This is a genomic window from Pantoea sp. X-Soil-TKNS-1211 (assembly GCF_059730495.1).
The window spans coordinates 1098462-1120082 of record NZ_AP035953.1; the positions used below are offsets into that span (position 1 = coordinate 1098462).

Sequence of the window (21621 nt, forward strand, 5' to 3'; positions counted from 1 at the left end):
CTGCCTTATGGTGGCTTTTTTTTATGGGGCGCTCACATGAGTTCTGGCGGCGGCGGTGGCAGCACACCGAAACTGGTTGATGACAATCTCACATCAAAACAATTTTACAGGGTATTGGATTTGCTGTCAGAGGGGCCGATCTACGGACCGGTTGATCAGACTTACCTGTCCTCGTTCATGCTCAATGACACTCCTGTCACCGATTCCAGCGGTAATGTGTCAATTAACGGTGTCAGTGCCGCCTGGCGTCCCGGTAGTCTGACTCAGACGGCGATCACCGGATTTGACACCATTGAGGCAACAACAATTGTTAATACTGACGTGACTTATGACACTCCCCTTGTGCGTACTGTCAGTGATGAAGATGTCAGTCGGGTTCGTATGAATATTGGCGTGTCATCGCTGGTTGAGCAGGACTCAAAGGGCAACCAGAAAAACACGTCGGTCACAATGGTGATAGAGACCCGCACCGGTACGGCGGCATGGTCGACTGCTAAAACTGTGACCATTACGGGGAAAATCTCGGGGGAGTATCTGGAAGCGCATCTGATTGACGCGCCGGAAACCAAACCGTTTGATATTCGCCTGCGCAGAATTACCGCTGACAGCACCAGCGATCTCCTTAATAACGGCACCGTATGGAACAGCTATACGGAAATCACCGATGACAGCCTGTCGTACCCGTATACCGCTATTGCCGGGTGTGTTGTTGACCGCGACCAGTACACAGACACACCAACCCGCACTTATCATCTGCGCGGTCTGATTGTTGATGTGCCGGATAATTACGACCCGATTGAACGTACTTACACCGGGATCTGGACCGGTGGATTTAAGTCGGCATGGACGAATAATCCGGCCTGGCTGTTTCGTGCATTGGTGAAAAACACACGGTATGGCTTGGCTAAATATGCGGGCTATGTCGATGTTGATGACGGCACGTTATACGTCCTTTCCCAGTTCTGCGATCAGGAAGTTGATGACGGCTATGGTGGTAAAGAGCCGCGCATTACGATGAACGCATACCTGACCGACGCTTCCAGCGCCCGCGACACCCTCGATAAAATTGCCGGTGCGTGCCGGGGTATTGCACTCTGGGACGGTATGCGATTTTCGATGATTATCGATAATCCGGCAGACCCGGTTGCCGCCGTGACCAATGCCAGCGTGGTTGACGGTAAATTCACGTACAGCTCGATGAAGCGCAGCGAACGCTATAACGCCGTTGTCGTATCGTGGACAGACCCGAACAATGGTTGGAGCGCGTCGAAAGAATACGTTTCTGATGATGAGCAAATCAGCCTTTATAACTACAACGAAACGACGCTGGAGGCGTTCGGATGTACGTCCCGTGGTCAGGCCGTGCGGGCCGGAAAATGGCTGATTGAGTCCTGCAAGCGGGAATACCGCAAGGTTTCATTCCAGATGGCGCGCGATGCTATCGCTTTCATGCCAGGCGATATTATCGAGGTTGCGGATAACAACCGCGCCGGAACGCGGCTGGGTGGCCGGATAATGTCGCACAGCGGTGCACAAATTACCGTTGACGCTGATGTGACCAGCCTGGCCGGTAGCGGTGACTCGATGTCAATCATGGGATCTGACGGGAAATTTGTTAAACACACCATCTCAGCAGTTAACGGTCCGGTTATCACGCTTTCCGCTGCACCGGCCTGGGTGCGTGACGGTACTGTGTTTGCGATTTCAACGGGGCAGGTGGCAACGCAGCTTTTCCGGATCATGGGTATCACCGAAGATCAGAACAACTCTACTTATACCATCTCAGCTACCCGCCACGACCCGAACAAACAGGCGGTAGTTGACGAGGGGGCGGTGTTTGAAACGCCCAGCGATACGCTGAACGCATACCGCGTGCCTAACGTTGAAAACCTGACCATCATCAATACCAATTCTGAAACCGTCCAGGTTACTGCGAAGTGGGAAACCGCAACCACCACCAAAAAGCTGACGTTTGAACTCACGGTTTACACAGAAGCCGGATCGGTGGTGAAAAGCTATGAGACTGAAGCCTTTACCTATGATTTTTATGGGTTGGACGCGGGGAGTTATACGCTGGGTGTGCGTGGCCGCAACAGCAATGGGATGAAGGGGGCGGAAACGCAGGTCAGTTTGGTGATCGGCGCGCCGTCTGCGCCAACTTCTATTCAGTGGACACCGGGCATATTCTCGGCTGATATCGTGCCGGTGATGAATGTCACTGCAACCACGGATACCTCGTTTGAGTTCTGGTACACCGGCGAAGTGCAGGCCAGTAGCGTTGCTTCGATTGAGGATGAAGCGCAGTTCCTCGGTCGTGCGTCACAGTGGACATTGCACGGGCTGAAAGCCGACACGACATATTACATGTATGTGCGCACCAAAAACGCGTTCGGGGTATCTGCTTTCGTGGAAGCGTCTGGTATGGCGTCTGATGATATACCGGGGATGATTGACTATATCGACGAGGCTATACGCAATTCGGAGACATTCGAAAACCTGTCGAAGGAGGTCGATACCAATATCGAAGGTATCTTACAGGCCGCTCTCGACAGTGACTCAACCACAACACATCAGATGGTTCAGTCAGGTAAAAACCGGGCTGACATTCTGACTGTACAGACCACAATCGCCACCAATGACAAGGCATATGCGCAACAATTCCAGCAAATTCAGGCGTCAGTTGATGACAACACTGCTGTAGTCAACGAAACCGCCACAGCGCTGGCCGACACCCAGGGGAATCTGTCAGCTCAGTGGGGCATTAAAGTTCAGACGAACAGTAATGGCACCACATCGATTGCAGGAATGCAGCTCGGGGTTGAAGGGAATGGATCAACAGTCCAGAGCTATGCGCTTTTTAATGCTGATACGTTCGCCGTCTACAATGGCACGAATGCACAGACGCCATTTGCCATCACTAACGGACAGGTGTTCATAAACAGCGCGTTCATTGCTGATGCGTCAATAACTAACGGCAAAATTGGCGACAGCATCCAGTCAACCAGCTATGGCGTTAGTGGCGGCTGGATCATCAGCAAATCACAGAACAGGATGGACTTCACGAATGCCAGCAATGTTCTGAAAGTCAGGATAGGAAAACTTTCATGAGTGATTTTGGCTGGCAGGTATTTAACGATGACGGTACGGTTAAATACGACAACACGGTAATCATGAGCAGGTGGCTGGGCAGCATAGACGTACCACCAACTGGCACCACGTTTGACCGAATGTATTCAGGAATAAACTTTAATGGCGGGACCGGATTTGCTTATTTTGTGCCTTACGGTTATACCGCGCCATCAGGATATTCAGCAGTAAGGATTTTTCCGGCTATTAATGTAAATTCATCATCCGGAACAATAAGGATTGCCATCACGGGTGACATGACCGATTACGCCAATGATGACAGCAGTATCCCTGCATATTTTGGCGGCGGCACGGTGCATTACGGGGTATATAATGGCTGACTACGGTTTGCAGCTTTTTAATGATAACGGCTATTCAGTCGTTGACAGCAATAACCCGAACTTTGTACTGCGTTCATCTGGCACCATTGGTTCATGGCCCGCGAAATCAGGTAATATCAGTTATGCCGATGTTGACCTGAGTGCATTTAATCAGCCGTTACTATTCTTCCGGTCAACTAATTCAAACCAGCGCATTGCGCTTTATGCACCAGGAGACGCAGCCGGAGGAGGCACAGGTACGGTAGCGGGGAAGCAATTCAGGATTTACAAATGGTACAACCTTGATGCAAGTGGCCTTCAATACTACATTTTCGATCGCTGGATTCCTTCCGACCGTTCAACCTATGGGATTCAAATGTGGGATGATTCAGGGAATTTATCATTTGACTCTGGCTGGAATTTCCTCATGTTGAAAAACGTGCTGTGGTTAGATCCCGGCTATCCAAATCATAGTAATGAAACTGGAGGAAGTAACTGGACTCAGGTAGGCAGCGCTGGTAGTGGCACATTTGCATTATCTATGCCTTGCCCGCGAACATGGAAATATTTTATCGATATATCCAGCAGTCCTCGCTCACTTCTGGAATGTTTCCATCTTGATACTTCTAATAATATATACACCTCTCTGGTTCCTCAGGGTGTTTATATAAACGACTCGCCAGCTCTTAACGGATGGGCAGATACCATTACCAGAAGTCAAATTATGGTGGCTGATGTTAGCAGGCTTCCGATATCCCTTAATCCTGTGTCGTGGTCAGTTTATTAAAACAGGCAACCAAAATAAAATTACATAGAAACCGGCCATAGCGCCGGTTTTTTATGTTGGGAGAAAATATATGCCAGCAGGCACTATCACCTTAACTAATGGTTCAACTGCGGTTACAGGTAGCGGAACAGCTTTTACAACTGATGTGGCGGTCAATGGGTTTATCGTGGCGAGCGTTGGCGGTACGGCGTATACGCTGGGGATCAGCGCAATCACAAGCAATACGGCGCTGACATTGACGCAGGCATACACCGGCCCGACAACATCGGGTGTTTCATTTGATTATGTCCCTCAGGCAACGCTGAATCTGATAACGTCTGCGCTGGCTTCTCAGGTTACTTATGCCATTCGCGGGCTGAACCTGGACAAAGCGAACTGGCAGCAGATTTATACCGGAACCGGAAATGTCACCGTAACCTTACCTGATGGTACCACCTGGACAGGTCCGGCATGGAACGGAATTACAACTTCACTTGCAGGCAAAGCAGCGAGGGGGGCTAACAGTGATATCACATCACTAACAGGGCTAACCACTGCCCTGAGTATTGCACAAGGTGGTACGGGAGCAACAACGGCTTCAGCTGCTTGGGCAGCATTATTAAATGGACGAACAGTTGCTACAGCTCGAAATGACCTGGGCTTGTCCTCAACTGGTGCCCCCACCTTTGCGAGTTTAGAACTATCCGCTGCGACACCTTTTATAGATTTTCACTTTGCTAACTCAGCAGCTGACTATAGTGTCAGGCTTATAAATAACCTATCCAACTCCCTGCAATGCGTAGGGCAATTTGATGCTGTTACAGGTTTTACTTCAAGACTTGGCACTAATGGATCAACTGATGTTAACGTTCCGTGGAACTTTTATTGGGGTTATGGTGGTTCAGCAATTCTTGCTATGTACGTTGGAAATCAGCTGATTGGGAGTGTTGCAGTAAATGCCATCTCCGACAAGATGCTTAAGACTACGCCTACTTACCTTGACAATAAAGACTCGGTGCTTTCTGAAGTTTTAAGCTGGAAGGTTGCAAGGTTCAGATATAAGGCAAGGGGTATTATTCCTGAGTCCGATGATAAATACGGATTCATTGCCAACGATCTTGTTAAGGTTAGTCCAGAGGTTGTATTAGGAAAAGGCTTGCCGGAAGATTATGACATTGATAAGGACCTTAACAACCCTGATGCTTATAACTTGGACCAAGTTGCCATGATTGCCAAACTGACTCAGGCTATTCAGGCGCAACAGCAGACGATTACCAGCCAGGGCGAGACAATAACTGCTTTACAGGAACGTATCGCTGCGCTGGAGGGGGCCGGTTCATAAGCGCGGCACCACGGGAAAAACTAAATTCCCTTCATCCTCAATCCTTTTTCTGAAACCTCTCACAATCGACTTGATCGATTTTACCGATCGATAATACTGTATATGCATACAGTAACCTATCGGAGGTAATAGCCATGCCACGCTACTGCGACATACAGTTTGCTTTCAGACAGAGCATCACACTGGACCCGAGAGGCCAGAAGATCGTTAGGACAGATGATTTCGTTGCCGAGCTGGAGCGCCATAACTGGCACTGGAGCCAGAAAGAGGCCAATGACTGGATAGAGAATCAGATCAGCTATTTCATCGATATCACGCCTGACTTCAGCGAAAACCGGACATTCAAGCTGAATAGCCAGAACGGGCCGTACTGATATGGGGTTTCCATCACCTGCAAAGGACTATCTTGATAAACGGCTCGACTGGAACGAGCTGATGGTGCCGCGCCCGGCTGCAACGATGGTTGTGCCTACCTGCGACGGATTCGCGTTGGTCGACAAATCCATCAGGCCGAAAGAGGGCGACACGATTTACTTTGAGGCGTTCGGACAATGTCAGTTTGGTATGTTCGGTCCCGGTTACATCGTCTGCCAGGATGGAGACACGCTTGAGGGTGAGGCGCTGGAAGAGGTGACGATTGTCGGCGTGCAGACGTGGGGAGTGATATCGGTTCATGAGGATAACAGACCGACAATTTGATTCCCCCGTTTTGAGGAATCAAAGTACAAATTTTAAGCAAGTGGCGGCAGCGCCGGCGTTCACTTACGTGAGGGGTGAGGAAGTGCTTCAGTAGGTGAGACAAATTTGAGACACGCAAGGGTTTGAGCCTTCTTCAAACCTTTGCGTGTTTTCGTGTGGCGGGGTGTGACAGATTTGTGCCAGAGCCACGGCACAAAACGGAAGAAATCTGCAACGCATGACATACGCACATTTTGCTGGCTGGCTTGTGTAGCGGCTTTCACGGTTGTTAGAATGCGCTCCTTTTTATCAAGCGTCAGACTGTTTCTCTGATGATGAGGTTTATGTGAAATTTGAGTTAGACACTACCGACGGGCGCGCGCGCCGTGGCCGTCTGATTTTTGATCGCGGCGTGGTGGAAACCCCGGCATTTATGCCTGTGGGCACCTATGGCACCGTCAAAGGCATGACGCCGGAAGAAGTGCAGGATACTGGCGCGCAAATCATCCTCGGCAACACCTTCCATCTGTGGTTGCGTCCGGGCCAGGAGATCATGAAGTTGCATGGCGATCTGCATGATTTCATGCAGTGGAAAGGACCAATCCTGACCGATTCGGGAGGTTTCCAGGTGTTTAGCCTTGGTGATATCCGTAAGATCACCGAATCGGGTGTGCATTTCCGTAACCCGATTAATGGCGATCCGATTTTCCTCGATCCCGAAAAATCGATGGAAATTCAGTTCGATCTTGGCTCTGACATCGTGATGATTTTCGACGAATGTACGCCTTATCCGGCGGACTGGGACTACGCGAAGCGTTCAATGGAGATGTCGCTGCGCTGGGCAAAACGCAGCCGTGACCGTTTTGATTCACTCGGTAACAAAAATGCGCTGTTTGGCATCATTCAGGGCAGTGTTTACGAAGATTTACGTGATGTCTCCGTGAAAGGTCTGGTAGAGATTGGCTTTGATGGGTACGCTGTGGGCGGCCTGGCGGTGGGTGAACCGAAAGAGGACATGCACCGCATCCTGGAGCACGTCTGTCCGCAAATTCCGCACGACAAACCGCGTTATTTGATGGGCGTTGGCAAGCCGGAAGATCTGGTGGAAGGCGTTCGTCGCGGTATCGATATGTTTGACTGCGTTATGCCGACGCGCAACGCGCGTAACGGTCACTTGTTTGTCACCGATGGTGTGGTGAAAATCCGTAATGCGAAGCATAAAGATGACACCTCACCACTGGATGCGGAGTGTGATTGTTACACCTGTCGCAATTACAGCCGTGCATACTTGCATCATCTCGACCGCTGTAACGAAATACTGGGCGCGCGTCTCAATACCATCCACAATCTGCGCTATTACCAACGTCTGATGGCGGGTTTACGCCAGGCTATCGAAGAGGGTAAATTAGAGCACTTTGTTAGCGAGTTCTACCAACGGACGGGCAAAGCGGTTCCACCGTTAAACGTCTGATAATTCATCAATGAGGGAAATTTAATGAGCTTTTTCATTTCTGACGCTGTGGCTGCAGCAGGCGCACCGTCGCAGGGAAGTCCTTATTCTCTGGTGATCATGCTGGTGGTCTTTGGTCTGATCTTTTACTTCATGATTCTGCGTCCGCAGCAGAAGCGTTCCAAAGAGCACAAGAAGTTGATGGATTCCATCTCCAAAGGAGATGAAGTGCTGACCAATGGTGGTCTGGTAGGTCGTGTGACTAAAGTTGCTGAAACCGGCTACATCGCTATCGCCCTGAACGACACCACTGAAGTAGTGATTAAACGTGATTTCGTGGCTGCCGTTCTGCCGAAAGGCACCATGAAGGCGCTGTAATTTTTTCTTCCCGAAGGAAACTGCCGTGTTAAACCGTTATCCTTTGTGGAAGTACATCATGCTGGTCGTCGTGATTCTCGTCGGCCTGCTCTATGCGCTTCCCAACCTTTATGGTGAGGATCCGGCCGTTCAAATCACTGGTGCGCGCGGTGGCGCCGCCAGTGAGCAAACGTTGGATCAAATCCAGACTGCATTACAAAAAGATAATATTCAGAGCAAATCCCTCGTTCTGGAAAATGGCGCGGTTCTTGCGCGCTTTGCTAACACGGATGTGCAGCTGCGCGCCCGTGAAGCGATTACTAATGTGCTTGGCGAGAACTATGTTGTTGCCCTTAACCTGGCCCCGGCTACGCCGCGCTGGTTGAGCATGCTGGCTGCTGAGCCGATGAAACTCGGTCTTGACCTGCGTGGCGGCGTACACTTCCTGATGGAAGTGGATATGGATACCGCACTGAGCAAATTGCAGGAGCAAAATGCTGACGGCTTGCGCAGTGACCTGCGTGACAAAGGCATTCCTTACGTTAACGTAAACAAAATCGCTAACTATGGCGTGGAGATTCGTTTCCGTGACGGTACCAGTCGTGATGCGGCCATCAGCTATCTGTCGTCGCGTCATCAGGATCTGGTGATTTCCAGTCAGGGCAGCGATACCCTGCGTGCGGTGATGACCGATGCGCGCCTGAGTGAAGCGCGTGAATATGCTGTACAGCAGAACATCAATATCCTGCGTAACCGTGTTAACCAACTCGGCGTAGCCGAACCGCTGGTGCAGCGTCAGGGTTCTGACCGCATTGTGGTTGAGTTGCCGGGTATTCAGGACACTGCGCGTGCCAAAGAGATTCTCGGTGCGACAGCGACGCTGGAATTCCGTCTGGTGAACACCACGGTTGATCCGAGCGCTGCGGCCAGTGGCCGTGTTCCGGGTGATTCTGAAGTGAAAATGACGCGTGAAGGCCAGCCTGTGGTGCTGTACAAGCGTGTGATTCTGACCGGTGACCATATTACCGATTCCACGTCCAGCATGGATGAGTACAACCAGCCGCAGGTGAACATTTCACTGGATGGCGCGGGCGGTAACATCATGTCTAACTTCACTAAGGACAATATCGGTAAACCGATGGCGACCCTGTTTGTGGAGTACAAAGACAGTGGCAAGAAAGATGCCAATGGTCGTGCGATTCTGGTGAAGCAGGAAGAAGTGATTAACGTGGCGAACATTCAGTCGCGCCTCGGTAACAGCTTCCGTATTACCGGTATCAGCAACCCGAACGAAGCCCGTCAGCTGTCGCTGCTGCTGCGTGCCGGTGCGTTGATTGCGCCAATTCAGATTGTTGAAGAGCGTACCATCGGCCCAACCATGGGTCAGCAGAACATCACGCAGGGTCTCGAAGCCTGTCTGTGGGGTCTGATTGCCTCCATCGTCTTTATGGTGGTGTTCTATAAGAAATTCGGTTTGATCGCCACCAGCGCACTGCTGTGCAACCTGGTGTTGATCGTCGGCATCATGTCACTGCTGCCAGGTGCGACACTCACCATGCCGGGTATTGCCGGTATTGTGTTGACGCTGGCGGTAGCGGTGGATGCGAACGTACTGATTAACGAACGTATTAAAGAAGAGTTGCGTAACGGTCGTTCCGTGCAGCAGGCGATTCATGAAGGCTATAAAGGTGCCTTCTCCAGTATCGTCGACGCTAACGTTACCACGCTGATTAAAGTCATCATTCTTTATGCGGTCGGTACCGGTTCTATCAAAGGCTTTGCGATCACCACGGCTATCGGTATCGCGACCTCTATGTTTACCGCTATCGTCGGCACCCGTGCCATCGTTAACCTGGTGTACGGCGGCAAACGCATCAACAAGCTGTCTATCTAAGGAGTGCGTTGTGGCACAGGAATACAGTATTGAGCAGTTGAACCACGGGCGTAAGGTCATTGACTTTATGCGCTGGGACACGCTGGCTTTCATCATCTCCGGCCTGCTGATTGTGGTGTCAATTGCCATCGTCGGTGTGCGTGGCTTCAACTGGGGCCTCGACTTTACTGGCGGGACGGTGATTGAGATCAACCTGGAAAAACCGGCCGAGCTGGATACCTTGCGCGAAGCGCTGGTGAAAGCGGGCTTCGATGAACCGCTGGTACAGAACTTTGGCAGTAGCCGTGACGTGATGGTGCGTATGGCTCCGGTGCAAGGTCCGGCGGGCCAGGAGTTGGGCAACAAAGTGGTGACGGTGATTAACGAAACCGCGCAACAGAATGCCACCGTTAAGCGTATCGAGTTCGTGGGCCCGAGCGTGGGCAGCGATCTGGCACAGGCGGGTGCGATGGCACTGCTGTCGGCACTGATTGCGATTCTGATCTACATCGGTATCCGCTTTGAGTGGCGTCTGGCGCTGGGTACGGTGTTGGCACTGGCGCACGACGTGATCATCACCTGCGGCATTCTGGCGTTGACCCATATCGAAATCGATCTGACCATTGTGGCGTCATTGATGTCGGTGGTTGGTTACTCGCTTAACGATAAGATCGTGGTTTCCGACCGTATTCGTGAGAACTTCCGCAAGATCCGTCGCGGTTCGTCTTACGATATCACCAACGTGTCGCTGACCCAGACGTTGAGCCGTACCTTGATCACCTCGCTGACAACCTTAGCGATGATCCTGATTCTGTTCATCTTTGGTGGCGCGCTGCTGAAAGGCTTCTCGCTGACCATGCTGATTGGTGTGACCATTGGTACGATCTCATCAATCTATGTCTCTTCCGCGCTGGCGCTGAAGCTGGGCATGAAGCGTGAACATATGCTGGTGCAGAAGGTGGAGAAAGAGGGCGCCGATCAGCCTTCAATCATGCCGTAACTGCTGACCAGAAAGATCCAGGGCTGCCCAATGGCAGCCCTTTTTTTGTCTGTACGTTATCAGGGGAGGGGAGCGGCAGTCACATCATGCACACGCACATAGCCAAGTTGATCGGGAGACAGGCCACTCAGGCGCAGTGGCACCACTACGGAGCTGCGCGGCGTCAGGCTGCCGGGGGCATTGATGGTCTGACTAAGGCTGCCCGCGTTTAACGGTTTTCCGCTGGCCGGATCCATTTCTCCCCAAACCACTGTCGCATTCAGTGCCGGAACCGATTTGCCGTCGGTCGAACGGATCGTCAGAATGGCGCGACTACCAGTGGCTTCACCTTCAACCTGAGTCAGTGACAGGCGCAATTTACCCAGTTGGGTTTGTAGCTCCACCGGCGTATTGGCTTGGGGTAGCAGCCATGCTCCCTGGGTGGATTGGCTGTTCAATTGTCCCTGAATTTCCAGCGCGGCGGCCTGATTAGTCAGCTGGCGCATTTGCTGATTCAGCTGACCCACTTCCCGATGTAACTGAGTGACCTGTTTTGTCGTTGGTGTTGAACTACAGCCGCTAAGTACCAGCAAAGAAAGCGCTGCCGGCGCCCATAACATCCTGATCGTCATGCAATGTCCTTTCCATTGTGGGGGAGGGCTAATGTTGCGCGATAAATCGCGCCGCGACAACCCGTGCGATTTATTGCGCAGTTTTGACCACCGCCGCCCTTTTCTTATCAACGCATTTTGTTGAAACCGAGATCGCGCTACACTGTCTGGCCCAAATTCTCGCGACAGGAAACGTCATGCATTGCCCATTCTGCTCCGCTGTGGACACCAAAGTGATAGATTCGCGCCTGGTCAGTGAAGGCTCCTCGGTGCGTCGCCGTCGCCAGTGTCTGGTGTGTCATGAGCGTTTTACCACCTTTGAAGTGGCTGAACTGGTGATGCCGCGCGTGGTGAAAAGCAACGATGTGCGTGAACCCTTCAACGAAGATAAGCTCAGCAGCGGCATGATGAAGGCGCTGGAGAAGCGCCCGGTGAGTGCCGATGCGGTGGAGAGTGCCGTCAGCCATATTAAAACCCAACTGCGCGCCACCGGCGAACGCGAAATTCCCAGCAAGCTGATCGGCAATCTGGTGATGGACGAGTTAAAGAAACTCGACAAAGTGGCCTATATTCGCTTCGCGTCGGTTTATCGCAGTTTTGAAGATATTCGTGATTTTGGCGAAGAGATCGCCCGCTTGCAGGATTAACCCATGATCGACGAACGCTATATGGCGCGCGCGCTGGAACTGGCACGTCGCGGATGTTTTACCACCACCCCAAACCCGAATGTGGGTTGTGTGATTGTGCGGGATGGCGAAATTGTCGGTGAAGGCTGGCATCATCGCGCGGGTGAACCGCATGCGGAAGTCCATGCGCTGCGCATGGCGGGTGAGAAAGCCAGAGGTGCGACCGCCTACGTTACCCTTGAACCCTGTAGTCATCATGGACGTACGCCGCCCTGCTGCGATGCATTGATTGCGGCGGGTGTCAGCCGGGTGGTGGCGGCGATGCAAGATCCCAACCCGCAGGTGGCGGGACGTGGCCTGTACCGTCTGCAACAGGCAGGGATTGCGGTGAGCCACGGCTTAATGATGAACGAAGCCGAAGCGATCAATCGCGGCTTCCTGAAGCGGATGCGTACCGGTTTCCCATGGATTCAGCTCAAGCTGGGCGCATCACTGGATGGCCGTACCGCGATGGCAAATGGCGAAAGCCAGTGGATCACCTCTGCGGCAGCAAGGCGCGATGTGCAACGTTTTCGTGCCCAGAGTTCGGCTATCCTTACCACCAGTGCCACAGTACTGGCGGATAATCCTTCGCTGACGGTGCGCTGGAATGAGCTGAATGATGAGATTCGCCAGCAACTGGACGAGCAGCAACTACGCCAGCCGGTGCGGGTGGTGATTGACAGCCAGCAGCGCGTGACACCACAGCATCGGCTGATCGCCCAGCCGGGTGAAACCTGGCTGATGCGTAGCGAAGCCTGTCAGCAAGCCTGGCCGGAATCGGTCACGCAGATTGTCGTGCCGCAGCGTGAGAGCCAGCTGGATCTGGTGGCGATGATGATGTTGCTTGGTCAGCGGCAGATTAACAGCGTGTGGGTTGAAGCGGGTGCTACGCTTGCCGGTGCGCTGTTGCAGGCGGGGCTGGTGGATGAGTTGATTGTCTATCTGGCACCGAAACTGCTGGGTAATGCCGCCCGCGGCTTGTGTGAATTACCGGGTCTGGAACATCTGGCCGATGCACCAGCCCTGAATTTTAGCGATGTGCGTATGGTCGGTGAAGACCTGCGTCTGACCCTGACTCCACATGGAAAAGCCTGAGCGCGTCGCGAAAGAGTATGATAGAATCCGCCCCCTTCTGCGGGGCCATAAAACAACTCCCAAAGGATATGTATGAAAGTTATCGAAGCTCCTGTTGCCACGCCTGATGCCAATATCGCCATCGTAATTGCGCGTTTTAACAACTTCATTAATGACAGCCTGCTGGACGGTGCGGTTGATGCGCTGAAGCGTATTGGTCAGGTGAAAGACGAAAACATCACCATCGTCTGGGTGCCGGGTGCCTATGAACTGCCGCTGGCGGCGCGTGCACTGGCAAAATCCGGTAAACATGACGCGATCGTCGCGCTGGGCACCGTGATCCGTGGCGGCACGGCGCACTTCGAATATGTGGCCGGTGAAGCCAGCTCAGGGATCGCTAATGTGGCGATGACCAGCGAAATCCCGGTTACCTTCGGCGTGCTGACCACCGAAAACATCGAGCAGGCGATTGAACGCGCCGGCACGAAAGCGGGTAATAAAGGTGCCGAAGCGGCCCTGACTGCACTCGAAATGATTAACGTATTGAAAGCCATCAAAGCCTGATTTTTGTAAGGGGAATTTTGTGAAACCTGCTGCTCGTCGTCGCGCCCGTGAGTGCGCTGTCCAGGCGCTTTACTCCTGGCAGTTGTCCAACAACGACATTGCCGATGTGGAATACCAGTTTCTGGCGGAACAAGACGTCAAAGACGTCGATATCAGCTACTTCCGCGAACTGCTGTCCGGTGTGGCGACTAACAGCGCGTACCTGGATGGTTTGATGAAACCTTACCTGTCACGCCAGTTGGAAGAGCTGGGCCAGGTGGAGAAAGCCATTCTGCGTATTTCGCTGTTTGAACTGAGCAAACGTAGTGATGTGCCGTATAAAGTGGCCATTAACGAAGGTATCGAGCTGGCAAAAGTATTCGGTGCTGAAGACAGCCACAAATTTGTCAACGGCGTGCTGGATAAAGCCGCTCCGCAAATTCGCCCCAACAGAAAATAAAATAGTGCAAAAGGCCGGTCATCCGGCCTTTTTTCATTGAGACCTGACTATGTCCTGTGGTGAATTCGAACTGATCGCACGTTATTTTAACCGCGTCACCAGCTCCCGCCGCGATGTCGAAAAGGGAATTGGTGATGACTGCGCCTTACTTAACCTGCCTGAAAAACAAACGCTGGCCATCAGCACCGATACGCTGGTGGAAGGCGTACATTTCCTGCGTGATATCCATCCTGCCGATCTCGGTTATAAAGCCGTTGCGGTAAACCTGAGCGATCTGGCGGCGATGGGGGCCGATCCGGCATGGCTCACGCTGGCGCTGACGCTGCCGGAAGTGAATGAAAACTGGCTGGCGGCCTTCAGTGACAGCCTGTTTGAGTTGCTGGATTACTACGATATGCAGTTGATTGGCGGCGATACCACACGCGGCCCGCTGAGCATGACGTTGGGCATCCACGGTTTGGTCCCGGCAGGCCGAGCGCTGAAACGCTCCGGTGCGAAACCGGGTGACTGGATTTTTGTCACCGGCACGCTGGGTGACAGCGCCGCAGGTCTGGCGTTGTTGCAGCATCGTTATCGTTTGTCGGACCCGGCGGTGCACGAGACGCTGATCAAACGTCATCTGCGACCGATGCCGCGTGTTTTGCAGGGGCAGGCGCTGCGTGGCCTGGCGACCTCCGCCATCGACGTGTCGGATGGCTTGCTCGCCGATCTCGGCCATATTTTGCAGTCCAGCCGCGTAGGTGCACGGCTGAATGTCGATGCCTTGCCACTGTCAACGGCCCTGCGTGACCATTTCGCTGCTGATCAGGTGCAACGCTGGGCGTTGGCGGGCGGAGAAGACTACGAGCTGTGCTTTACGGTACCGGAAGTGAACCGTGGTGCGCTGGACGTGGCGCTCGGTCATCTCGGTGTGCCTTATACCTGCATTGGTCAGATAGCGCCGGAAGCCGATGGACTCACGTTGCTGGAAAACAGCAAGCCGCTGAGTTTCAATCACAAAGGATTTGATCACTTTGACGTTAAATAAAGATGTGGCCAAGAGCCGCCTGCGGATGTCCAATCCGTGGCATCTGCTGGCAACCGGTTTTGGCAGCGGGTTAAGCCCGATCGTACCGGGCACGGCGGGATCGCTGGCGGCGATCCCGTTCTGGTGGTTGATGACCTTTTTGCCGTTGCAGATCTACTCGCTGGTGGTGTTCATCGGCATCAGTGTAGGTGTCTATCTGTGTCATCGCACCGCGAAAGATATGGGGGTCCACGATCACGGCAGCATCGTCTGGGATGAGTTTATCGGGATGTGGATCACCCTGATGGCGATTCCGATGATGAGTTGGCAGTGGGTGCTGGCGGGTTTTATCATTTTCCGCATTTTTGATATGTGGAAACCCTGGCCGATCCGCTGGTTCGATCAGAACGTGCATGGCGGCATGGGGATCATGGTCGACGATATTATCGCCGGGGTGATTTCAGCGGTGATTTTGTACGTGTTAGGGCATGTGATGATCTGATTCCGTAGCGGTGCGATTTATCGCGCGCCCTGGTTTTTAAAACGCGCGATAAATCGCCGCTACGTATTATTCAAACCCCACCGCCGGATGTGGTTGATACACCGTCTCCAGTTCGGCAATATCCGTTGAACTCAGCTCCACCTCCACCGCTTTCACCAGCTCATCAAACTGCTGTGCACGGGATGCGCCGATAATCGGTGCCGTCACCACGGGTTTATGCAGCAGCCATGCCAGAGCAATCTGCGCACGTGTCACGCCTTTATCCGCTGCCACGGTAGCGATACGTTCCGCGATAGCCGCATCGTTCTCTTCGGTGTCGCGGTAGAGTTTGGTCATCACTTCATCCGATACCGAGCGTGCAGTGGTTTCTCCCCACGGACGTGTCAGCTTGCCACGCGCCAGTGGACTCCACGGCAGCACCGCGATGCCTTCGCGCAGACACAGCGGATGCATAGCGTTCTCTTCTTCCCGCTGAATCAGGTTGTACTGATCCTGCATACTGACAAATCGCGCCCAACCTTCACGAGCCTGGAGTTGTAGTGCTTGCTCAAATTGCGCCGCATGCATGGATGACGCACCGATATAGCGCGCTTTCCCCGCCTGCACTACGTCGTGCAGCGCTTCCAGCGTTTCTTCAATCGGTGTGTCGTAATCCCAGCGATGAATCTGGAGTAGGTCAACATGATCCATCCCCAGCCTTGTCAGACTGTCATCAATGGATTGCAGGATATTTTTGCGAGAAAGCCCCTGCGACAGATTGCTGAGTGGGAAATAAACCTTGGTGGCGACCACGATCTCGTCGCGGCGGGCAAAATCTTTCAAGGCGCGCCCGACAATCTCTTCGCTACTGCCGTCGGAATAGGAATTGGCGGTATCAAAAAAGTTGATGCCCGCATCCAGCGCCTGCTTGATCAGCGGGCGGCTGCTCTCTTCCGGTAACGTCCAGGCGTGATTACCACGCATCGGATCGCCATAGGTCATGCAACCTAAACAGAGACGGGAAACCTGTAATTCAGTCTTGCCTAAAGGAATTTTTTTCATTGGGGCATCTGCTCTCTTGCATCAGGGAAATCCCTTAAGCATAGCAGCAGGCTCGCTCGCCGGGCGGCGAGCGAGCAGGGGATTACTGTGCCAGCCAGGTGGCGATTTGTTGCTGAATACCGGCGGCATCCAGCTGGTAGTCATGACGCACTTCTTCCTGGGTGCCCTGCGGAATGAATTCATCCGGCAGACCGAGGTTCAGCACTGGAATACGCAGGCGTTTTGCCATCACCAATTCATTCACACCGCTGCCAGCACCGCCCATGATCGCGCCTTCTTCCAGGGTGATCAACGCGTCGTGGCTGCCCGCCAGTTCGACAATTAAGGCTTCATCCAGCGGTTTGACAAAACGCATGTCAACCAGAGTGGCGTTCAGCGCTTCGGCGGCCGCAGCGGCTTCCGGCAACAAGGTGCCGAAGTTGAGAATCGCCAGTTTTTCGCCCTGACGTTTCACCACGCCTTTGCCCAACGGCAGACTCGCCAGTGGTTCCAGCGTTGCGCCGGTGCCGGTGCCACGCGGGTAGCGCACAGCACTCGGCCCCTCCTGATAATGGTAACCGGTGTACAACATCAGGCGACACTCGTTCTCGTCGCTTGGCGTCATGATCACCATGCCAGGAATGCAGCGCAGATAAGCCAGATCGAACGCACCCTGATGGGTTTGTCCGTCGGCACCGACAATGCCGCCGCGATCGATGGCAAACAGTACCGGCAGTTTCTGGATAGCCACATCGTGGATCACCTGATCGTAAGCACGTTGCAGGAAGGTGGAGTAGATCGCCACAATCGGTTTGTAGCCACCAATCGCCATCCCTGCCGCGAAGGTGACCGCGTGCTGTTCGGCAATCGCCACATCGAAATATTGCTGCGGATAGTCACGGGAAAAACTCACCATGCCCGAACCTTCACGCATCGCCGGGGTGATAGCCATCAGACGTGCGTCGTCAGCGGCGATTTCACTCAGCCAGTTACCAAACACTTTGGAGTAGCTTGGCAAGCCGCCCGCGCTTTTTGGTAGCGAACCGCTGGCCGGGTCGAATTTCGGCACGGCATGCCAGGTTATGGGATCTTCTTCCGCCGGGGCATAACCTTTGCCTTTTTTGGTCATGATATGCAGGAACTGCGGGCCTTTCAGGCTACGCATGTTCTTGAGCGTACTCACCAGCGCCAGTACATCGTGACCGTCCACCGGGCCGATATAGTTAAAGCCGAGTTCTTCGAACAACGTACCCGGCACCACCATGCCTTTCAGGTGCTCTTCGGTGCGTTTGACCAGTTCTTTGATCGGCGGCAGGTTGTCCAGCACCCGTTTGCCACCTTCGCGCAGGCGTGAATAGGTTTTACCCGAGAGGATCTGCGCCAGGCGGTTGTTCAGCGCGCCAACGTTCTCGGAGATCGACATCTCGTTGTCGTTGAGGATCACCAGCATATCCGGCTTGATATCGCCCGCGTGGTTCATGGCTTCGAATGCCATACCCGCGGTGATCGCGCCATCACCAATGATGGCCGCCGTGCGACGACCTTTGCCTTCACGCTCAGCGGCGACTGCCATACCGAGGGCGGCGCTGATGGAGGTTGACGAGTGACCGACGCTTAAGACGTCGTATTCACTCTCTTCACGCCACGGGAAGGGGTGCAGGCCATTTTTCTGGCGGATGGTTCCGATGCGATCGCGGCGTCCGGTCAGAATTTTATGCGGGTAAGCCTGGTGGCCGACGTCCCACACCAGATGGTCAAACGGGGTGTTGTAAACATAATGCAGCGCCACTGTTAGCTCGACGACGCCCAGACCCGAAGCGAAGTGACCACTGGAGCGGCTGACGCTGTCCAGCAGATACTGACGCAGCTCGTCGCAGAGTGCCGGAAGCTTCTCTTTTGGCAGTAAACGTAATTCCTGTACCGTGCTTGCCAGCGCCAGTGTCGGGTATTTTGCAATATCAAAACTCATCAGAGACTCATTATGAAAGTTATTTATCGCGTTCAATTATGAAGCTAGCCAACGCTTGTAATGCTGTGGTGTTAAAGGATTGCGCGGCCAGAATATCCAGCGCGCCCAGCGCCTCCTGATAGAGGTCCCAGGCTTTTTGACGGGCATTATCCAGCCCCATCAGCGCCGGATACGTGCTTTTGCCCAGAGCCTGGTCGGCTCCCTGGGTTTTGCCCAATATCGCGGTGTCGCCGATGACATCCAGGATGTCATCCTGTACCTGAAATGCCAGTCCGATGGCATTGGCGTAGACATCCAGCACTGGCAGCGCAGCACGGCCTTGCTCGCCTGCCGCCAGCGCCCCCAAACGCACTGCAACACGGATTAGCGCACCGGTTTTATGGCGGTGAATTTGCTCAAGCTGCGCCAGGTCGATGCGTTTGCCTTCAGCGGCGAGGTCCAGCGCCTGGCCGCCGCACATACCTGCTACGCCACTGGCCTGCGCCAGTTCCGAGATCATGGTAATACGGGCTTCTGTACTTACGCCAGGCATCGGCTGGTCGGCCAAAATAGAAAATGCCAGCGTTTGCAGGGCGTCGCCTGCGAGAATCGCTGTGTCTTCACCATATTTGATATGGCAGGTTGGCTGCCCGCGGCGCAACGCGTCGTCGTCCATCGCCGGCAGATCGTCATGAATCAAAGAATAAGCGTGGATACATTCAACCGCAGCTGCGGGCGCGTCCAGGCTGGCCGGATCGGCCTTTAACATTTCACCGGTGGCGTAAACCAGAAAAGGGCGCAGACGCTTACCGCCTAATAGTGCCCCATATTGCATGGCATTCACCAGAGGAGAACTCTGAAAAGGAAGTGGATCTAACAGGCGCTCTAGCGCAAGGTTTACCCTTTCGTGATAAGCGCTTAGCAGTTTGGCGAAATCCATCAGTTATCTTCCGGGGTAAAAGGGACGAGCGCGGCATCTTTATCGTCACTCAGCAAAATCTGCACGCGCTGTTCTGCCTGTTGCAGGGTCTGCTGACCGCTACGTGCCAGTTGAACACCGCGTTCAAATTCTTTTAGCGCCTCTTCCAGCGGCAGCTCACCACTCTCCAGGCGGCTGACGATCTGTTCCAGCTGCTGTAATGCGCTTTCAAAACTGGCGGGCGCTTCGGCTTTTTTCGGCATAATCAGTGTCGACTCACAGGTTGGGACATCATCTTGCAGTCGGTCATGGTATCTGACGAGGATTAATTAGCAAAATAATGAATGTGACTGCGGTTGCAGAAGAAGTCACCTGACAAAGGTGATATACTCTCGCGCCTCGGATGCGGGCGCTCCTGCTCAGCCCGCAATTATATGATTTTACCAGTTAAGTGCCGATGCTTTTAGCACTTATTTACCCAACGAAGCTGTGTCGCCATGAAGTTTATTATCAAGCTCTTCCCCGAAATCACCATCAAGAGTCAGTCGGTGCGACTGCGCTTTATCAAAATTCTGACCGGAAACATTCGTAACATTCTGCGTACTCTGGATGATGAGATCGCGGTGGTGCGTCACTGGGACCATATTGTGGTCCGGGCGAAGAAGGAATCGTTGCGTGCGACAGTGATTGCCGAGCTGACGCGTATTCCGGGTATCCATCATGTGCTGGCGGTGGAAGATCATGAATACACCGATATGCATAACATCTTCGAACAAACGCTGGCGCTGTATCGTGAACGTCTTGAAGGCAAAAGCTTTTGTGTGCGGGTGAAGCGCCGTGGCAAGCATGAATTCAGCTCGCAAGACGTAGAGCGTTATGTTGGTGGCGGTCTGAATCAACATATCGAAAGCGCCCGCGTGCAACTGAATCACCCGGATGAAACGGTTAACCTGGAGATTGAAAACGATCGCCTGTTGTTGATTACCGGACGCTATGAAGGGTTGGGCGGCTTCCCGATTGGCACCCAGGAAGATGTGCTGTCACTGATTTCCGGCGGTTTTGACTCTGGCGTTTCCAGCTACATGTTGATGCGTCGCGGTTGTCGCGTGCATTACTGCTTCTTCAATCTTGGCGGTGCCGCGCATGAAATCGGCGTACGCCAGGTGGCGCATTATCTGTGGAATCGCTTTGGTCGTTCACATCGGGTGCGCTTCGTCGCTATCAATTTTGAACCGGTGGTGGGTGAGATCCTCGAGAAGGTGGACGACGGCCAGATGGGCGTGGTGCTGAAGCGTATGATGGTGCGTGCGGCGTCAATGGTGGCTGAGCGCTACGGCGTACAGGCGCTGGTGACCGGCGAAGCACTGGGCCAGGTCTCCAGCCAGACGCTGACCAATCTGCGTTTAATTGATAACGCCTCCGACACGCTGATTCTGCGTCCGCTGATTTCTCACGACAAAGAGCACATCATCAAACTGGCGCGTGAGATTGGCACAGAAGATTTTGCCCGCACCATGCCGGAATATTGCGGCGTGATCTCGAAAAGCCCGACGGTCAAAGCGGTGAAGGCGAAGATCGAAGCGGAAGAGACGAATTTCGATTTTGCCATTTTGGATCGCGTGGTGCAGGAAGCCAGCAACGTCGATATCCGTGAAATTGCGGAGAAAACCGAAGCAGACGTGGTGGAAGTGGAGACGGTGGCGTCCTTCACCGCCAATGATGTGGTGCTGGATATCCGTTCGATTGATGAACAGGATGACACGCCGCTGGCGTTGGAAGGCGTTGAGGTGAAATCGCTGCCGTTCTACAAACTCAGCACCCAGTTTGGCGATCTCGACCAGAGCAAAACCTGGCTGTTGTATTGCGATCGCGGCGTGATGAGCCGTTTGCAGGCGCTGTACCTGCATGAGCAGGGCTTTACCAATGTGAAGGTCTATCGTCCGTAGCGGCGCGATTTATCGCGCGGATTTTATCTGATG

General features: G+C 53.5%; 22 protein-coding genes. 17 read left to right on the forward strand and 5 right to left on the reverse strand.

Going from position 1 to position 21621, the window contains the following annotated elements; translation table 11 throughout:
• The first annotated feature begins 36 nt into the window (after positions 1 to 36).
• From AC6I8W_RS05130 to secF, 10 genes are all read left to right on the forward strand, one after another.
• Positions 37 to 3108 carry a TipJ family phage tail tip protein gene (locus AC6I8W_RS05130; protein WP_497837255.1) on the forward strand — a complete coding sequence of 1024 codons (3072 nt, stop codon included), beginning with the start codon at positions 37 to 39 and terminating at the stop codon, positions 3106 to 3108.
• Entirely contained in the window at positions 3105 to 3467 is a 363-nt protein-coding gene (locus AC6I8W_RS05135) for a hypothetical protein (RefSeq protein WP_497837256.1), read from the forward strand. The genes AC6I8W_RS05130 and AC6I8W_RS05135 overlap by 4 nt, the downstream gene beginning before the upstream one ends.
• On the forward strand, positions 3460 to 4233 hold the full coding sequence (locus AC6I8W_RS05140) for a hypothetical protein (RefSeq protein WP_497837257.1): 774 nt from the start codon (positions 3460 to 3462) through the stop codon (positions 4231 to 4233). The genes AC6I8W_RS05135 and AC6I8W_RS05140 overlap by 8 nt, the downstream gene beginning before the upstream one ends.
• A gap of 70 nt (positions 4234 to 4303) precedes the next feature.
• Positions 4304 to 5554, forward strand: a complete 1251-nt coding sequence (locus AC6I8W_RS05145; protein WP_497837258.1) for a tail fiber domain-containing protein — start codon at positions 4304 to 4306, stop codon at positions 5552 to 5554.
• A 134-nt stretch (positions 5555 to 5688) separates the two neighbouring features.
• Complete coding sequence (locus AC6I8W_RS05150) at positions 5689 to 5928, forward strand: hypothetical protein (RefSeq protein WP_497837259.1); 240 nt, start codon at positions 5689 to 5691, stop codon at positions 5926 to 5928.
• A 1-nt stretch (position 5929) separates the two neighbouring features.
• Complete coding sequence (locus AC6I8W_RS05155) at positions 5930 to 6253, forward strand: S24/S26 family peptidase (RefSeq protein WP_497837260.1); 324 nt, start codon at positions 5930 to 5932, stop codon at positions 6251 to 6253.
• 325 nt (positions 6254 to 6578) lie between these two features.
• Positions 6579 to 7703, forward strand: coding sequence for a tRNA guanosine(34) transglycosylase Tgt (gene tgt / locus AC6I8W_RS05160; protein WP_013508102.1), 1125 nt, complete (start codon positions 6579 to 6581; stop codon positions 7701 to 7703).
• A 24-nt stretch (positions 7704 to 7727) separates the two neighbouring features.
• Entirely contained in the window at positions 7728 to 8060 is a 333-nt protein-coding gene (gene yajC / locus AC6I8W_RS05165; protein ID WP_013508103.1) for a preprotein translocase subunit YajC, read from the forward strand.
• Between the two features lie 25 nt (positions 8061 to 8085).
• The gene (gene secD, locus AC6I8W_RS05170; protein WP_497837261.1) at positions 8086 to 9933 is read left to right on the forward strand and encodes a protein translocase subunit SecD; all 1848 of its coding nucleotides are present in this window, start codon (positions 8086 to 8088) and stop codon (positions 9931 to 9933) included.
• Positions 9934 to 9943: 10 nt separating this feature from the next.
• Positions 9944 to 10912 carry a protein translocase subunit SecF gene (gene secF / locus AC6I8W_RS05175; protein WP_497837262.1) on the forward strand — a complete coding sequence of 323 codons (969 nt, stop codon included), beginning with the start codon at positions 9944 to 9946 and terminating at the stop codon, positions 10910 to 10912.
• Between the two features lie 59 nt (positions 10913 to 10971).
• Here the strand turns inward: secF and AC6I8W_RS05180 are convergent, their stop codons facing one another.
• Positions 10972 to 11523 (reverse strand): SadB/YajI family lipoprotein, encoded by a 552-nt coding sequence (locus AC6I8W_RS05180; protein WP_497837263.1) that lies wholly within the window; start codon positions 11521 to 11523, stop codon positions 10972 to 10974.
• 176 nt (positions 11524 to 11699) lie between these two features.
• Here AC6I8W_RS05180 and nrdR point away from each other — a divergent pair, with 176 nt between their 5' ends.
• The 6 genes from nrdR to pgpA all read left to right on the forward strand — a co-directional run bounded on the left by nrdR (position 11700) and on the right by pgpA (position 15755).
• Positions 11700 to 12149 carry a transcriptional regulator NrdR gene (nrdR, locus tag AC6I8W_RS05185; RefSeq protein ID WP_013508107.1) on the forward strand — a complete coding sequence of 150 codons (450 nt, stop codon included), beginning with the start codon at positions 11700 to 11702 and terminating at the stop codon, positions 12147 to 12149.
• A 3-nt stretch (positions 12150 to 12152) separates the two neighbouring features.
• Entirely contained in the window at positions 12153 to 13265 is a 1113-nt protein-coding gene (ribD, locus tag AC6I8W_RS05190; protein WP_497837264.1) for a bifunctional diaminohydroxyphosphoribosylaminopyrimidine deaminase/5-amino-6-(5-phosphoribosylamino)uracil reductase RibD, read from the forward strand.
• 72 nt (positions 13266 to 13337) lie between these two features.
• Entirely contained in the window at positions 13338 to 13808 is a 471-nt protein-coding gene (gene ribH / locus AC6I8W_RS05195; RefSeq protein WP_497837265.1) for a 6,7-dimethyl-8-ribityllumazine synthase, read from the forward strand.
• A 19-nt stretch (positions 13809 to 13827) separates the two neighbouring features.
• The gene (gene nusB, locus AC6I8W_RS05200) at positions 13828 to 14247 is read left to right on the forward strand and encodes a transcription antitermination factor NusB (protein ID WP_013508110.1); all 420 of its coding nucleotides are present in this window, start codon (positions 13828 to 13830) and stop codon (positions 14245 to 14247) included.
• 49 nt (positions 14248 to 14296) lie between these two features.
• Positions 14297 to 15274 (forward strand): thiamine-phosphate kinase, encoded by a 978-nt coding sequence (thiL, locus tag AC6I8W_RS05205; protein WP_497837266.1) that lies wholly within the window; start codon positions 14297 to 14299, stop codon positions 15272 to 15274.
• Complete coding sequence (gene pgpA, locus AC6I8W_RS05210) at positions 15261 to 15755, forward strand: phosphatidylglycerophosphatase A (protein WP_497837267.1); 495 nt, start codon at positions 15261 to 15263, stop codon at positions 15753 to 15755. The genes thiL and pgpA overlap by 14 nt, the downstream gene beginning before the upstream one ends.
• A 66-nt stretch (positions 15756 to 15821) precedes the next feature.
• Here the strand turns inward: pgpA and AC6I8W_RS05215 are convergent, their stop codons facing one another.
• From AC6I8W_RS05215 to xseB, 4 genes are all read right to left on the reverse strand, one after another.
• Positions 15822 to 16796 carry an aldo/keto reductase gene (locus AC6I8W_RS05215; RefSeq protein ID WP_497837268.1) on the reverse strand — a complete coding sequence of 325 codons (975 nt, stop codon included), beginning with the start codon at positions 16794 to 16796 and terminating at the stop codon, positions 15822 to 15824.
• Positions 16797 to 16878: 82 nt separating this feature from the next.
• On the reverse strand, positions 16879 to 18744 hold the full coding sequence (dxs, locus tag AC6I8W_RS05220) for a 1-deoxy-D-xylulose-5-phosphate synthase (RefSeq protein ID WP_497837269.1): 1866 nt from the start codon (positions 18742 to 18744) through the stop codon (positions 16879 to 16881).
• A 19-nt stretch (positions 18745 to 18763) separates the two neighbouring features.
• Entirely contained in the window at positions 18764 to 19663 is a 900-nt protein-coding gene (ispA, locus tag AC6I8W_RS05225) for a (2E,6E)-farnesyl diphosphate synthase (RefSeq protein WP_497837270.1), read from the reverse strand.
• Positions 19663 to 19905, reverse strand: a complete 243-nt coding sequence (gene xseB, locus AC6I8W_RS05230) for an exodeoxyribonuclease VII small subunit (protein WP_480369060.1) — start codon at positions 19903 to 19905, stop codon at positions 19663 to 19665. Before xseB ends, ispA begins: the two co-directional genes overlap by 1 nt.
• A 234-nt stretch (positions 19906 to 20139) precedes the next feature.
• Here xseB and thiI point away from each other — a divergent pair, with 234 nt between their 5' ends.
• Positions 20140 to 21588 carry a tRNA uracil 4-sulfurtransferase ThiI gene (gene thiI, locus AC6I8W_RS05235; RefSeq protein ID WP_497837271.1) on the forward strand — a complete coding sequence of 483 codons (1449 nt, stop codon included), beginning with the start codon at positions 20140 to 20142 and terminating at the stop codon, positions 21586 to 21588.
• The last annotated feature ends 33 nt before the right edge of the window (positions 21589 to 21621 follow it).